Source organism: Stenotrophomonas mexicanensis, assembly GCF_032911605.1.
Classification (GTDB): Bacteria; Pseudomonadota; Gammaproteobacteria; order Xanthomonadales; family Xanthomonadaceae; genus Stenotrophomonas; species Stenotrophomonas maltophilia_A.
Map to the genome: position 1 here is coordinate 36,395 of NZ_JAWJTG010000034.1, position 14,174 is coordinate 50,568.

12 protein-coding genes are annotated in these 14,174 nt (G+C 67.9%); 6 read left to right on the plus strand and 6 right to left on the minus strand.

Annotated elements, in window-relative coordinates; genetic code table 11:
- Positions 1–116: 116 nt before the first annotated feature.
- A complete protein-coding gene (gene glyS / locus R1L06_RS14715) occupies positions 117–2,192 on the minus strand; it encodes a glycine--tRNA ligase subunit beta (RefSeq protein WP_049399153.1) in 2,076 nt (691 codons plus the stop codon).
- A gap of 87 nt (positions 2,193–2,279) precedes the next feature.
- Entirely contained in the window at positions 2,280–3,191 is a 912-nt protein-coding gene (gene glyQ / locus R1L06_RS14720) for a glycine--tRNA ligase subunit alpha (protein ID WP_006403404.1), read from the minus strand.
- Positions 3,192–3,274: 83 nt separating this feature from the next.
- Here glyQ and R1L06_RS14725 point away from each other — a divergent pair, with 83 nt between their 5' ends.
- The 3 genes from R1L06_RS14725 to R1L06_RS14735 are packed head-to-tail and all read left to right on the plus strand — an operon-like array spanning position 3,275 to position 6,790.
- Positions 3,275–5,110 (plus strand): GspE/PulE family protein, encoded by a 1,836-nt coding sequence (locus R1L06_RS14725; protein ID WP_317218076.1) that lies wholly within the window; start codon positions 3,275–3,277, stop codon positions 5,108–5,110.
- The gene (locus R1L06_RS14730; RefSeq protein ID WP_032128456.1) at positions 5,082–5,828 is read left to right on the plus strand and encodes a glutamine amidotransferase; all 747 of its coding nucleotides are present in this window, start codon (positions 5,082–5,084) and stop codon (positions 5,826–5,828) included. Before R1L06_RS14725 ends, R1L06_RS14730 begins: the two co-directional genes overlap by 29 nt.
- Positions 5,829–5,878: 50 nt before the next feature.
- Positions 5,879–6,790, plus strand: coding sequence for a BPSS1780 family membrane protein (locus R1L06_RS14735; protein WP_043399673.1), 912 nt, complete (start codon positions 5,879–5,881; stop codon positions 6,788–6,790).
- Between the two features lie 86 nt (positions 6,791–6,876).
- Here R1L06_RS14735 and tatC read toward each other — a convergent pair whose 3' ends face one another.
- The 4 genes from tatC to R1L06_RS14755 all read right to left on the minus strand — a co-directional run bounded on the left by tatC (position 6,877) and on the right by R1L06_RS14755 (position 9,296).
- Positions 6,877–7,626, minus strand: a complete 750-nt coding sequence (gene tatC / locus R1L06_RS14740) for a twin-arginine translocase subunit TatC (RefSeq protein ID WP_317218077.1) — start codon at positions 7,624–7,626, stop codon at positions 6,877–6,879.
- Positions 7,623–8,084 carry a Sec-independent protein translocase protein TatB gene (gene tatB / locus R1L06_RS14745; RefSeq protein ID WP_201117686.1) on the minus strand — a complete coding sequence of 154 codons (462 nt, stop codon included), beginning with the start codon at positions 8,082–8,084 and terminating at the stop codon, positions 7,623–7,625. Before tatB ends, tatC begins: the two co-directional genes overlap by 4 nt.
- A 15-nt stretch (positions 8,085–8,099) precedes the next feature.
- On the minus strand, positions 8,100–8,327 hold the full coding sequence (tatA, locus tag R1L06_RS14750) for a Sec-independent protein translocase subunit TatA (protein WP_032128453.1): 228 nt from the start codon (positions 8,325–8,327) through the stop codon (positions 8,100–8,102).
- Positions 8,328–8,402: 75 nt separating this feature from the next.
- On the minus strand, positions 8,403–9,296 hold the full coding sequence (locus R1L06_RS14755; RefSeq protein ID WP_317218078.1) for a lipid-binding SYLF domain-containing protein: 894 nt from the start codon (positions 9,294–9,296) through the stop codon (positions 8,403–8,405).
- A 165-nt stretch (positions 9,297–9,461) separates the two neighbouring features.
- Between R1L06_RS14755 and hemH the strand changes: the two genes are divergently transcribed.
- From hemH to R1L06_RS14770, 3 genes are all read left to right on the plus strand, one after another.
- Positions 9,462–10,424: a ferrochelatase gene (gene hemH / locus R1L06_RS14760; RefSeq protein WP_049462244.1), complete on the plus strand. Its 963-nt coding sequence runs from the start codon at positions 9,462–9,464 to the stop codon at positions 10,422–10,424.
- Positions 10,421–11,275 (plus strand): alpha/beta fold hydrolase, encoded by an 855-nt coding sequence (locus tag R1L06_RS14765; protein ID WP_317218079.1) that lies wholly within the window; start codon positions 10,421–10,423, stop codon positions 11,273–11,275. The genes hemH and R1L06_RS14765 overlap by 4 nt, the downstream gene beginning before the upstream one ends.
- Positions 11,276–11,565: 290 nt before the next feature.
- On the plus strand, positions 11,566–13,671 hold the full coding sequence (locus R1L06_RS14770) for a methyl-accepting chemotaxis protein (protein WP_317218080.1): 2,106 nt from the start codon (positions 11,566–11,568) through the stop codon (positions 13,669–13,671).
- The last annotated feature ends 503 nt before the right edge of the window (positions 13,672–14,174 follow it).

The window sequence follows — 14,174 nt, forward strand, 5'->3', positions numbered from 1 at the left end:
CCGATGGACATCCGCCAGCGGTGATCCGGTAGTGCCGGCCACTGGCCGGCAACCCACAGATCGATCCGATGCGCGGTGGCAATGCCGGCCAGCGGCCGGCACTACCGATACGGGCGTCAGCTCGACAGATGCTCGATCGCTGCCACCTTGCCCAGGCGCTCGCCCAGCATCGTCAGCAGCGCCAGGCGGTTGCCACGCAGCGCCGGATCCTCGGCATTGACCATCACGCCATCGAAGAACGCGTCGACCTGCGGGCGCAGGCGTGCCAGGCGCGCCAGCACAGCCACATAGTCCTTGTGCTGCAGGCTGGCGCCGGTGTCGTCGATGGCCGCGGTGACCGCTTCAGCCAGCGCGCGCTCGGCGTCTTCCTGCAGCAGCGCCGGGTCGATCTGGGCCGGGATGTCGCCTTCGGCCTTGCGGAGGATGTTGCGGATGCGCTTGTTGGCCGCAGCCAGCGCCTCGGCTTCCGGCAGCGCGGCGAAGGTGCCGATCGCATCCAGGCGGCGGTCGAAGTCGTACAGCGAGGCCGGCTTCAGCTCGGCGACGGCGTTGAAGTGCGTGGCCGGCACGCCCTTGTCGGCGTAGTAGCCCTTCAGGCGGTCGAGGATGAAGTCGTACAGCTCGCCGACATCGGCCTGCACGTTGCGTGCGGCCAGGCCGGCGTTGGCGCTGGCCAGCAGCGCGCGCAGGTCCAGCTCGAAGCCGCTTTCGATGATCGTGCGGGCCAGGCCCAGCGCGTTGCGGCGCAGGGCGAACGGGTCCTTGTTGCCGGTCGGCTTCAGGCCAGCGGCGAAGCCACCGGCCAGCGTGTCGACACGTTCAGCAATCGCCAGCACCTTGCCCAGCGGCGACAGCGCGATGTCGTCACCGCCGAAGCGCGGCTGGTAGGCCTCGTCGATGGCCAGCGCCACCTCCTGCGATTCACCACCGGCCACGGCGTAGTGGCGGCCGGCGATGCCCTGCAGTTCCGGGAATTCGTTGACCATGCGCGACTGCAGGTCGTTCTTGGCCAACTGCGCGGCCCGCTTGGCCTGCGCGGCGTCGGCGCCGACCTGGGGGGCGATCACTTCGGCCAGAGCGGCCACGCGCGCCACCTTGTCGGCCACGCTGCCCAGCTTGGCCTGGTAGGTCACCGTTTTCAGGCCGTCGCCCATCGACACCAGGCCCTGCTTCAGGTCCTCGTCGAAGAAGAACTTGGCATCAGCGAAGCGCGGGCGGATCACGCGCTCGTAGCCCTTGGCCACTTCGGCCACGTCCTTCGATTCGATGTTGGCGATGCCGATGAACTTCTCGGTCAGGGTGCCAGCGGCATCCAGCACCGGGAAGAACTTCTGGTTGATCTCCATCGTCTCGATCAGCGCTTCCTGCGGCACCGCCAGGAACGCGCGTTCGAAGCTGCACAGCACTGCCGACGGCCATTCGACCAGGTTCACCACCTGCTCCAGATTGTCGTCGGTAATGCGGGCGCTGCCACCGGCCTTGGCCGCAGCGGCCTCGACCTCGGCAACGATGCGCGCACGGCGTTCGCTCGGGTCGACCAGCACGAACGCGGCACGCAGGGCTTCAACATAATCCTGCGGCTGGGCCAGCGACACCGCCTGGTCGTGGTGGAAACGATGGCCACGGCTGACGCGACCGGCCTGCAGGCCGAACAGCTCGGCCTCGACCACGTTGGCACCGTGCAGCAGCACCAGCCAGTGGGCCGGGCGCGCGAAGCCCCAGGCGTGGTCACCCCAGCGCATCGGCTTGGGAATCGGCATCGCCGCAATCGCCTCGCGCAGGATCTCCGGCAGCAGGCTGGCAGTGCTCGCGCCCGGGGTCACCGCGCGGTGCACGAAGCGCTCACCCTTGTTGTCGGTGGTCTTCTCCAGCGCGGTCCAGTCGATCCCGGCCTTGGCGGCGAAGCCCTGCAGGGCCTTGGTCGGCTGGCCTTCGGCATCCAGCGCGATGTTCAGGTACGGGCCCAGCACTTCGCTGTGCTGTTCCGGCTGTTCCAGGCCGACGCCCGGCAGCAGCACGGCCAGGCGGCGCGGGGTCGACAGCGGGCGCGCATCGCCCAGTTCCAGTGCGACGCCGCGCTTGCGCAGGCCTTCGACGACACCGTCGAAGAACGCCTGGGCCAGGCCCGGCAGCGCCTTGACCGGCAGCTCCTCGGTGCCCAGTTCGATCAGCAGGGGGGACAGTTGGCTCATCGTTTCAATCCTGTGGTGGGGGCGCAGCGCGCAACGCGTCCGGCGCCCCGGGTAGTGGGTGAAAAGCGGGTCGGTGCAGGAAGGCGGTCAGGCCTTCTTCGCACCCGGGAAGCCCAGCTTCTCGCGCTGCTCGTAGTACGCCTTGGCCACCGCCTGGGCCAGCGCGCGCACGCGCAGGATGTAGCGCTGGCGCTCGGTCACGCTGATCGCGCGGCGCGCGTCCAGCAGGTTGAAGGTGTGGCTGGCCTTCATCACCTGCTCGTAGGCCGGCAGCGGCAGGTTCACTTCCACCAGCTTCTGCGCTTCACGCTCGCAGGCATCGAAGCGGTGGAACATCTCTTCCACGTCGGCGTATTCGAAGTTGTAGGTGCTCTGCTCCACCTCGTTCTGGTGGTAGACGTCGCCGTAGGTCACCGGCTGGCCGTCCGGGCCGTAGGTCCAGACCAGGTCGTAGACGTTGTCGCAGTTCTGCAGGTACATGCACAGGCGCTCGAGACCATAGGTGATCTCGCCCAGCACCGGGCGGCACTCCAGGCCACCGGCCTGCTGGAAGTAGGTGAACTGGGTCACCTCCATGCCGTTGAGCCAGACTTCCCAGCCCAGGCCCCAGGCGCCCAGCGTCGGCGATTCCCAGTTGTCCTCGACGAAGCGCAGGTCGTGCACCAGCGGGTCGATGCCCAGTGCCTTCAGCGAATCCAGGTACAGCTGCTGGATGTTGTCCGGCGCCGGCTTCATCGCCACCTGGTACTGGTAGTAGCGCTGCAGACGGTTCGGGTTCTCGCCGTAGCGGCCGTCGGTCGGGCGGCGCGAGGGCTGCACGTAGGCCGCGTTCCAGCTCTCCGGACCAATCGCACGCAGGAAGGTGGCCGGGTGGAAGGTACCGGCACCCACCTCCAGGTCGAGCGGCTGGATGAGCACGCAGCCCTGCTGGGCCCAGAACTGGTTCAGGGTCTGGATCAGGCCCTGGAAGGTGATCGGAACGGTCGGGGTCGCGGACATGCGTACGAGTCTTGGCCGGCAAGGGGGTGCGTTAGTATAACGGCCGACCTGCGGGGCATTCCGTACCCGGGAGGAGCAGGCAGATGGAACATCGGCTGCCGGTGGGCACGCCCGGCGAGGCTGGCGGCGTACCGCTGCCGTGGGGTCGCCTGCAGTTCGAGCAGATTGCCGCGGCCCTGATCGCCGATGGCCTGGTGGCCGAGCAGGACCGCGAGCGCATGCGCTTTTCCGCGCAAGGCGCACGCAACGCCAGTGAAGTGCACCCGCTGGTGCTGCTGTCCAACCTCAAGCTGGCCGCCAACGGCGGTGGCGAACTGACCCTGGAGCGCCTCACCGAGTGGCTGGCGCAGCGCACCGGCAGCCGCTACCTGCGCATCGACCCGACCCGGGTCGACGTCGCCGCGGTCACCGCGCTGGTCTCCCATGCCTACGCGCGCCGCCACCGTTTCCTGCCGTTGGCGGTGGATGCCGAGCGCGTGCTGGTGGCCACCAGCGAGCCACTGGTGCAGGAATGGCGCCGCGACCTGCAGCACCTGACCCGCCGCCGCATCGAGCTGGCGGTGGTCAACCCGCTGGACCTGCACCGCTACACCATGGAGTTCTACGGGGTGACCCGCTCGGTGCGCGGCGCCCGTGGCGACGTGCGTGGCGAAGCCAATACCACCCTGCCCAGCTTCGAACAGCTGGTGGAGCTGGGCCGCACCGGCGACGTCAATGCCGACGACCAGCACATCGTGCATATCGTGGACTGGCTGCTGCAGTACGCCTACGAGCAGCGCGCCTCGGACATCCACCTGGAGCCGCGCCGCGAGATGGGACGCATGCGCTTCCGCATCGACGGCGTGCTGCACAAGGTGTTCGAGGTGCCGCCAGCGGTGATGACCGCCGTGGTCAGCCGCATCAAGGTGCTCGGCCGCATGGACCTGGCCGAACGCCGGCGCCCGCAGGATGGCCGCATCAAGACCCGTTCGCCGGGCGGCCGCGAGGTCGAGATGCGTCTGTCGACCATGCCCACCGCCTTCGGCGAGAAGTGCGTGATGCGCATCTTCGACCCCGATGCCGCGTTCAAGAGCATCGACCAGCTCGGTTTCAGCCCGCAGGAGGCCGTCGGCTGGAATGCGCTGGTCGAGCGTCCGCACGGCATCGTGCTGGTGACCGGCCCGACCGGCTCGGGCAAGACCACCACCCTGTATTCCACGCTGAAGCGGCTGGCCACGCCGGACGTGAACGTGTGCACGGTGGAGGACCCGATCGAGATGATCGCGCCCGAGTTCAACCAGATGCAGGTGCAGACCAACATCGACCTGGATTTCGCCAGCGGCGTGCGCACCCTGCTGCGGCAGGACCCGGACATCATCATGATCGGCGAGATCCGCGACCTGGAAACCGCGCAGATGGCGGTGCAGGCCTCGCTGACCGGCCACCTGGTGCTGTCCACCCTGCATACCAACGACGCGCCCTCGGCGGTAACCCGCCTGCTCGACCTGGGCGTGCCGCACTACCTGCTGGCCAGCACCCTCAACGGCATCCTCGCCCAGCGACTGGTGCGCACGCTGTGCCCGCACTGCAAGCAGCCGCACAGCCTCGGCGCCGCCGACTGGGCGGTGCTGGCTGATAGCCATGCCGCATATCCAGATGCCGCCACGCCCTGTCGGCCGGTCGGTTGCCTGGAGTGCCGGCGCACCGGATTCCTCGGCCGCATCGGCCTGTATGAGTTGCTGCCATTGGGTTCGCGGCTGCGCGGGCAGATCCGCGCCGACATGGATCTGGCCGGTTTCAGCCGGGCTGCGCGGGCTGAAGGGCTGCGAACCCTGCGCCAGGCCGGGCTTGAAAAGGTGGCGCAGGGGCTGACTACAATCGAGGAAGTCCTGTCAGTGCTGCCGCCCCCGGATGAACCCAGCCCCGTTCCTGATCCTTGAAACCGGCCGCCCGGTACCGTCGCTGCGCCGCTACGGGCGCTTTCCGCACTGGATCCGCGTCGCCGCCGGGCTGGAAGAGCACGAGACGGTGGTGGTCGATGTCGAACACGGTGGCGCCCTGCCCGACCCACATGCCTTCGCCGGCGTGCTGGTGACCGGCTCGGCCGCCTTCGTCACCGACCACGCCGAGTGGAGCGAGCGCAGCGCCGCATGGCTGCGCCAGACCGCCCACGACGACCTGCCGGTGTTCGGCATCTGCTACGGCCACCAGCTGCTGGCACACGCGCTGGGTGGCGAGGTGGCCTACAACCCGGCTGGCCGCGAGTCCGGCACGATCGAGCTGGAACTGCAGCCGCAGGCCGCGCAGGACCCGCTGTTCCAGGGCCTGCCGCAGCATTTCGCCGCCCATGCCACCCACCTGCAGACCGTGCTGCGCGCCCCGGAAGGTGCCGAAGTGCTGGCACGCTCGCCGCTGGACGGCTGCCACGCCTTCCGCTGGGGCCGCCAGGCGTGGGGCGTGCAGTTCCATCCGGAATTCGCCACCCACCACATGCGCGGCTACGTGCGCGCCCGCGCCGACTGCATCGGCCGCCACGGCGGCTGCGCCCGCAGCATCGAGCGCGCGGTCAGCGCCGCACCACTGGCCCGCCAGCTGTTGCGCCGCTTCGTCCGCCAGGCGCGGCTGTCTTCAGCCCAGCCGGTGGCAAAACAGGGATAATCGGCGGCACGGGCAGCCGCCCGGCCCCCTCCTGTCCTTCCCGGATGTCCATGAAAGAGATTCGCAAGCTGCCGGCCTCGGCGGGCGCCCAGTGGTTGCTGGATACGTTCTCCCTGTACCGGCGTGCGCCGCTGCAGCTGGCCCGGATCGGCCTGACCTGGCTGCTGGTGAGCTGGGTGGTGACCCTGCTGTCGACCTTGATTCCCGGCGCCGCCGGCATGGCAGTACAGCTCATGACCCTGGCAATTTCGCCGATCATGTTCGGCGGCATGCTGTATGCCGTGGGCGAGATCGACGAAGGCCGCCCGGGCCTGGCCTCGCACCTGCTGCAGCCGATCCGCGACCACCGCGTCAGCCACCTGCTGGTGCCGCTGGCGATCCAGGTGCTGGCGGTGCTGCTGCTGGGCGCACTGTTGTTCATGATGATCGGCCGCGAGGGCTTCACCGCCTTCAGCGAGGTCATGACCAAGATGGAAGAGATCAGCCGCAGTGGCCAGCAGATCAAGCCGGATGATGCGGCCGCGCTGGTCGCCAACCTGCCGGCCAAGCGCATCGCGCTGTGGATGCTGCTGGTGTTCCTGAGCGCGGTGGCGCTGTCGCTGGCGATGTTCACCCAGCCGGCGCTGGTGGTGTTCGACAAGCAGAGCGGCATGCATGCGCTGCGCCTGAGCCTACAGGGCTGCATCGAGAACATCGGCGCGATGTTCGTGTTCGCCGCGCTCGGCCTGATCGCCGCGTTCTGCATGTACATCCTGTTCGTGATCGTGATCCAGATCGCGATGCTGATCGGTGGCCCGCTGGCTGCGGCCTTCATCGCCCAGCTGGTGCTGACCACGGTGCTGATGCCGCTGTATGTCGGCGCGGTCTACGCCGCGTGGAAGCAGATGTTCGTGCATCGCGGCAGCCGCGCGGCCCCACCGATCCCGACCACGCCGACCTCAAGCGACGTGTTCCACGCCTGACGGAAAAAGGGGACGGAGGGGATTAAGTCGTTTATGCCCAGTGTGTGCAGCTAACGACTTAATCCCCTCCGTCCCCTTTTTTTCTTTCAGGCGGCGGGTTTCTTCACTACCGACGACGGCACCAGCCAGCGTGCGGCGTGGATGCCCAGTTCGTAGAGCAGGCACATCGGAATCGCCAACATCAGCTGCGAGACCACGTCCGGCGGGGTCAGCACTGCGGCCACCACGAAGATGCCGACGATCGCGTAACCGCGGCCTTCCTTGAACTGCTGCGGCGTCACCCAGCCCAGCAGCACCAGGATCACCATCGCCACCGGCAGTTCGAAACTGCCGCCGAAGGCAAAGAAGATCGCCAGCACGAAGTCCAGGTAGGCGTTCGCATCCGGAGTGATCGCGATCACGTCCGGGCTGAAGGTGGTGAGGAAGTGGAATACCGCCGGCAGCACCAGGAAGTAGGCGAAGGCACAGCCGGCGTAGAACAGCATCACCGACGACACCAGCAACGGCACCGCCAGGCGCTTCTCGCGCGCATACAGGCCCGGGGCAACGAACGCCCACAGCTGGTACAGCAGCCACGGCACCGCCACGAACAGGGCCACGAAGAAAGTCAGCTTCAGCGGGGCGAAGAACGCACCGGCCGGGTTGGTGGCGATCATCGTCTGCCCGTTCGGCAGCTGCGAGACCAGCGGTTCGGCCAGCGCGTTGTACAGCTTCTGGGTAAACGGCAGCAGCGCCAGCAGCACCACGCCCAGGCCCAGCAATGCGCGCACCAGGCGGCCGCGCAGTTCCACCAGATGTTCGACCAGCGAGCTTTCGCCGAAATCCTGTTCACTCATGGCTGGCGCTCCGGGCTGCTCTGCGGCGGCGTCGCACCGGCATCAGGGGGTGTCGCCGGCGTCGGCTCGGGAGCAACGCTCTCCTGTGCCGGCGCATCGGCGTCGGGCACGGCGTTCATGTACGGCGGAAGATCTGCGGGCGCCGGCGCGCGTACTTCCTGCGCCAGCGTATCGCCCTGCTGCTGGGCCTCCTGCGCTTCGCGGCGGATTGCTTCACCGCTGGCACGCAACTGGTTCTCGGTGTCCTGCATGCCCTGGCGCACGTCCTGCATCTGCCGCTTGATGTCCTCGGCCTGCAGTTCGCGCTCCAGTTCCTGTTTCACCGAATCCCACTGATTGCGGGCACGACGTACCCACAGGCCGGCAAAGCGGGCCGCCTTGGGCAGGCGCTCAGGACCGAGCACCACCAGGGCAACCACCGCAATCACCAGCAGTTCGCTGAAGCCGATATCAAACACCGCGACCGCTCCGGATCAGCGAGCGTTACGGTCGTGCTCGTCCTGCGCGGCGCGCGAGGCGTCCTGGCTGCGCGATTCATCGCCCAGCTGCGCGTTCGGCTTGTCCTCGTCGCGCATGCCCTTCTTGAATTCCTTGACCGCCGAACCGAGATCCTTGGCGCCACTGGTCAGGCGCTTGGTGCCGAACACCAGCAGGACGATGGCCAGCACGACCAACCAATGCCAGATGCTGAAACTGCCCATAAAGACGCTCGTTACGTTAGTGATCAGGCTGTCGAGCATAGCGCACCGGGTGTTAGCCGGCGCGCGTGACGAAAGTCAGTTTCCGCCCAGCGTTTCCGTGCGGATTTCGCCGTCGTTGACCGGCTGGAAGCCCTGCTGCTGCGGCGGCGGGTTCTGCGGCACGTTCTGCAGCGGTGCGGTAGTGGCTTCGGCCGGGGCGGCCGGCGCTGCCTGAACAGGCGCCGGAGCAACCGCCGGGGCCGCTGCCGGACGCGGCGCGTTGCCACCATTGCCGTTGCGGTTGTTGCGCGCGGCGTAGGTGGCCTCTTCCAGGCGGTCGCGGAACGTGACCACATCCATCGACGGCGAACCGGCCGCGCGGCCTTCGAAGATCATGCGCGGCGTGGTGTTGCTGCCGTAGGCGTCCAGATTGGCGGCATCGTCGATCTGCAGCACCGCACCATCCAGGGCGACACCGGCGAACAGGCCGCGGGCGCGCGACCAGGACCAGATTTCGGCCTTCAGCTGACCGTCGGTGGCGGCGGCGGCATTGCGGCCGACCGGGCCGGCGGCGACACCCGCATCGGCGCCCAGCGTGAACTTGCCGTTGACCAGGTTGTCCAGGCTACGGTCGTTGCGGAACACCAGCACCACATCGGAGGACTGCACGCCGGCCTGGAAGCCGATGCTGCCGCCGGTGAGCTTCACGAACACCGGGTTGGACCAGGCACCGTTGGGCATGCGCACGGACATCAGGCCGTGGCCACGACGACCGCCAATGACCAGACCGGCCTTGATCGTGTCGGGAATGACGATGACCGCGCGGCCTTCGTCGAGCAATTTGTCCGGAATGCCCTGTTCAGGGATTTCCTGGATTTCAGCCAGCACGCGCACGGCATTGCGGGCACGCTGGTCTTCCTGCGGTCCGGCCATGGCCTGGCTGGACAGCAGGCTGGCGGCGATCAGCAGGGCTTGGATCGGGCGACGCATGGCAGGCTCCAGAAGTCAGTCCATAGGAAGATATAGCAAGTGACTGAAATTAGTAGTGTTGTCATGAATCCCCAATGAGCGTTCCCTGCTCACATTGATGCGCGCTATGCCTGCAATCCGAACCCTGCATCCCGGCGCGGCACCGGATCGGCGACAATACCGCTCATGCTCGACGCACCCGATACCGCCGTGCTGGCGGTCAACCTAGGCACGCCCGAGACGCCGACGGCCCCCGCCGTACGCCGTTACCTGGCTGAATTCCTGTCCGACCCCCGCGTGGTCTCGATCCCGGCACTGCTGTGGCAGCCGTTGCTGCGCGGACTGATCCTGCCGCTGCGCAGCAGCCGTTCAGCGGCCAAGTACGCCCAGGTCTGGCTGCCGGAGGGCTCTCCGCTGATGGTGCATACGCGCCAGCTGGCGCAGGCCATGCAAGCGCTGTTGCCGACCCTGACGGTGCGCCATGCAATGCGCTATGGCGAACCGGCGCTGGCCAGCGAACTCGACCGGCTGGCGGCCGACGGTGCGCGCCGCGTCGTGGTGCTGCCGCTTTACCCTCAGTACTCCACCACCACCACCGCCTCGGTCGAAGACCGCGTCGATGCCTGGCAGCGCCGCAATCCGGGCGTGACCGTGAGCCTGGTGCGCGACTATTCGGTCGATCCGGGCTGGGTCGACGCCGTTGCCGGCTCGATCCGCCGCTACTGGGAACAGCACGGTCGTGGCCAGAAACTGATGTTCTCCTTCCACGGCATTCCGCAGCGCCTGGCCGATGCCGGCGATCCGTATCCGCAGCGCTGCGAGGCCAGTGCGCAGGCCATCGCCAAGGCGCTGGAGCTGGGCAGGGACGACTGGCAGATGGGCTATCAGTCGCGCTTCGGCCGCGAGCGCTGGCTGCAGCCGTATGCCGAGCCCAGCCTGTGGGCGCTGGCCGAATCCGGCGTGAAGCAGATCGACGTGGTGTGCCCGGGCTTCGCCACCGACTGTCTGGAGACGCTGGAAGAAGTGGCACTGGGCTTCACCGAAACACTGGCCGAGCGCGGCGCGACGATGCGCTACATCCCCTGCCTCAACGCCGAACCGGAGCACGCGCGTGCGCTGGCACGGCTGGCCGTGGCGTCACTGGCATGAGCCTGCAGCCGTTTGAACTCGAGGTCGGTGGCGCGCGCGTCGCCGGCCTGCGCAACTACGGTGATGGCCCGCGCGTGCTGGCCCTGCATGGCTGGCTCGACAACGCGGCCAGCTTCGTGCCGCTGGCGCCGCACCTGTCGTCGTTGCAGCTGGTGGCCATCGACCTGCCCGGCCACGGCCACAGCGCGCATCTGCCGGCCGGTGCCAGCTACACCACGGCCGCCGCAATCTGTCACGTACTCGACGTCGCCGACGCGCTGGGCTGGGACCGTTTCAGCCTGCTCGGCCATTCGATGGGCGCCGGCATCGCCAGCCTCACCGCCTCGGTCAGCGACCGTGTCGAACGGCTGGTGGCGATCGAAGCACTCGGCGGCCTGCGTGGTCCTGAGGAAGAAACCGCCAACCGCCTGCGCGAGCATGTGAATGCCACACGCGCACTGGCACGCAAGCAGCTGCGCGTGTTCCCCGACCTCGCCGCGCCGATCCGCGCGCGGATGATGACCAACCAGCTCAGCGAGCGCTGTGCACGGCTGCTGGTCGAGCGCGGCGTGGAGCCGGTCGAAGGTGGTTACCGCTGGTGCAGCGACCCGCGCCTGATGCTGCCCACTGCGATCCGCCTCAGCGAAGGCCAGATCGACAACCTGCTGCAGGCCATCGCCTGCCCGACGCAGGTGATCTACGCCACACCGGCGCAGTCGTACTATCCCGAGCCGATGCGCAGCGATCGCCTGCAGCACCTGCGCGATGGCCGTCTGGCGGTGTTTGCCGGCAACCATCACCTGCACATGGAAGACCCGGAACAGATCGCGGGCGTGATCCTGCACTTCTTCAGCAACGACAACGCCGGCTGAGCAAACGTATCCGCGCGCTTCACTCCGCGCGTTTGCGGCCGATACATCAGTTGCGGGCCCCTGCGTCCGCAGCACGCAGGTCCGGTCGGGCCTGCGGCGTGTGTCTGGTTCTGCAAGGAAGTCCGCATGCCCGCTCTGCTGCACCGTCACCCACAGGATGTGGCCACGGTGTCCCGTCTCCGCGTCGCTGATCGCGCCGCATTCCCCGAATTCCCGGCTCGCGCCCTGCTCACGCACTCCTGCGTGTGCCGCGGCGTGGCTGTTGTCGTTTGCTGATCCAGGAGTCGCCGATGTCCGTTGCATCCTCCCGTCCCCCCGATACCGCCCGCATGCCGCATCTACAGCAGCTCGCGCGCCGCGCTGACCGTCGACTGCTGATCGGCAGCGCGGCGTTGGCTGTGGCTGGCCTCGTGCTGGCCCTGCGTGGGCCCCACGTACCGGGCGCTGCGTTGGCCGCGGCCGCCGTACTGCCCGCCCTCTGGCTGGCCGGTCCACAGGCGGGCCGGGCCGTCGCCCGCAATGGCCTGGCATTGCTGTTGTCGCTGCAGCTGGCCTTGTTGTGCGCGATCGTCAGCCTGGCGCCGGCGTTGCCGGTCGCGTTGCTGCTGGGCGTGCTGCTCAGCCACCGCGATCGCCTGCCGGTATGGCTGGCCGGTGGTGTTGGCACCCTCGCCCTGCTGGTACCGCTGCTGCACGGCGCAGCCGTGGGACCGACGTTGCTGCAGGCGGGCCTGTTCGCCAGCCTGACCGTGTTCCTCGGCCAGGTCGCGCTGCGCCTGCGCCAGCAGACCGAGGCGCTTGGCCACGGCCCACGCCGCCTGGCGGCACTGGCGCGCGATATCGCGACGGGCACCGATCTGAGCGCACATGCGGATACCGCGGCCTATGCACCCGGTTCGCTGGCCCATGCACTGGCCGATACCGCCCGCCACGTGCAGGCGCAGCGTGGGCGCGAGGCTGACGCGCATGCCGAGAATGCGCAGATCCGCCAGGCGCTCGACGCCTCGCGCACCGCGATGATGATTGCCGACAACGACCACGTGATCCGTTACGTGAACCGCTCGGTGGTGGCCCTGCTGCGCAACCAGCAGGCAACACTGCGCCAGGCCTTCCCCGACTTCGACGCCGAGCGCCTGGTCGGCAGCAGCATCCACCGCTTCCACGCCAACCCGGACCGCATCCGCGCGATCCTCAATGGCCTGCAGGTCACGCACAACGGCAAGGTGCAGATCGGCCCGGTGCACTTCGCGCAGATGGTCACCCCGGTGTTCGATGCGCAGGGCGTGCGCCTGGGCTTCGCCGTGGAATGGCATGACCGCACCCATGAACTCGCGCTGGAAAACGCCGTGGCCGGCATCGTCGCTGCGGCAGCGGCCGGTGATCTCGACCAGCGCCTGCAGGCCACTGAAGGTGCCAGTTTCCTCGATGGGCTGACCGGTGGCATCAACCAGCTGCTCGATACGCTCGGCAGCACCGTCAACGAAGTGCGGCAGATGCTCTCGGCACTGGCCAATGGCGATCTGGACCGGCGCATGCACGGCGAGTATCACGGTGCTTTCGCTGCCATCCAGCGCGATGCGAATGCCACGGCCGGTCAGTTGGCACGCATGGTCGGTCGCATCCAGGAATGTGCGGCGTCGATCAGTTCCGCCGCCAGCGAGATTGCCGCCGGCAACGGCGCGTTGTCCGAGCGCAGCGAGCGCCAGGCCGCGCACCTGCAGGAGACCGCAGCATCGATGGAGGAACTCACCGCCACCGTGCGCCAGAACGCCGCCCATGCGCGTGAGGCCAGTGCGTTGGCAGCTTCCACGCAGAGCGCTGCCAGTGACGGCAACACGGCCATGCAGCGGGTGGTGAATACCATGCAGGCCATCGAAGGTGCTTCGAAGCGGATCGGCGACATCACCGGCGTCATCGACGGCATTGCCTTCCAGACCAATATCCTGGCGTTGAACGCAGCCGTGGAGGCGGCACGCGCCGGCGAACAGGGCCGAGGCTTCGCGGTCGTGGCCAGCGAGGTGCGGGTACTGGCGCAGCGCTCTGCGGCGGCGGCCCAGGAGATCAAGAAGCTGATCGACGAAGCCGGCCGCCAGGTGGGTGAGGGTTCCCAGCTGGTAGCTGACGCCGGCCAACGCATGCAGGGCATTGTTGGCGGCGTGGAGGATGTCAGCCACCTGATGCGCGAGATTTCCGCGGCGTCGCAGGAGCAGTCGATCGGCATTGAGCAGATCAACCAGACCGTAGTGCAGATGGATCAGGCCACACAGCAGAATGCCGCGCTGGTGGAGGAAGCCACCGCCGCCGCACGCGAGCTGCAGAGCCAGGCCGGCACACTGACCGAAGCGGTTTCGGTGTTCCGCCAGCAGGAACCGCACGAGGTCTCGCAGGCCGCCTGATCCGGGCCTTCAGTTCGATCCTGATCAAGACGGCGCCCGCAGGGCGCCGTCTTTTTGTTGCGTAGGCCTTGCTGCCAGTAGCTGCCAACCTTGGTTGGCGCCGTGGTTCCTCACGGAGGGCATCCACGCATGGCGTGGATCTACTGGTAGTGCCGGCCGCTGGCCGGCAATCACAGCGACGCGCACCGTCTGGCCTGCTGCCGGGGTTGGCACCGCTCTTCGCAGGGACAGCCCATCCACGCATGGCGTGGATCTACTGTGGGTCCGCATGCCCTCGGTAGACGCCAACCTTGGTTGGCGCTGTGGCTACCCGCGGAGAATATCCGCGTATGGCCTGGATCTAACGGGCGATGTAACGCCATCGGGTTGCCGGCCAGCGGCCGGCACCACCCGCATTTCGCGCGCACAAAGAAAAACCCCGCTGCGTGAGCAGCGGGGTTCTCGGGTGTAAACCCTGGCGATGACCTACTCTCGCATGGCTTGAGCCACACTACCATCGGCGC

Excerpts from the sequence above, each read along its gene's own strand:
- tatC (WP_317218077.1), bottom strand. The coding sequence starts at position 7,626 with ATGAGTGAACAGGATTTCGGCGAAAGCTCGCTGGTCGAACATCTGGTG.
- R1L06_RS14770 (WP_317218080.1), top strand. The coding sequence starts at position 11,566 with ATGTCCGTTGCATCCTCCCGTCCCCCCGATACCGCCCGCATGCCGCAT.
- R1L06_RS14765 (WP_317218079.1), top strand. The coding sequence starts at position 10,421 with ATGAGCCTGCAGCCGTTTGAACTCGAGGTCGGTGGCGCGCGCGTCGCC.
- glyQ (WP_006403404.1), bottom strand. The coding sequence starts at position 3,191 with ATGTCCGCGACCCCGACCGTTCCGATCACCTTCCAGGGCCTGATCCAG.
- R1L06_RS14755 (WP_317218078.1), bottom strand. The coding sequence starts at position 9,296 with ATGCGTCGCCCGATCCAAGCCCTGCTGATCGCCGCCAGCCTGCTGTCC.
- R1L06_RS14735 (WP_043399673.1), top strand. The coding sequence starts at position 5,879 with ATGAAAGAGATTCGCAAGCTGCCGGCCTCGGCGGGCGCCCAGTGGTTG.
- hemH (WP_049462244.1), top strand. The coding sequence starts at position 9,462 with ATGCTCGACGCACCCGATACCGCCGTGCTGGCGGTCAACCTAGGCACG.
- tatA (WP_032128453.1), bottom strand. The coding sequence starts at position 8,327 with ATGGGCAGTTTCAGCATCTGGCATTGGTTGGTCGTGCTGGCCATCGTC.
- glyS (WP_049399153.1), bottom strand. The coding sequence starts at position 2,192 with ATGAGCCAACTGTCCCCCCTGCTGATCGAACTGGGCACCGAGGAGCTG.
- R1L06_RS14730 (WP_032128456.1), top strand. The coding sequence starts at position 5,082 with ATGAACCCAGCCCCGTTCCTGATCCTTGAAACCGGCCGCCCGGTACCG.
- R1L06_RS14725 (WP_317218076.1), top strand. The coding sequence starts at position 3,275 with ATGGAACATCGGCTGCCGGTGGGCACGCCCGGCGAGGCTGGCGGCGTA.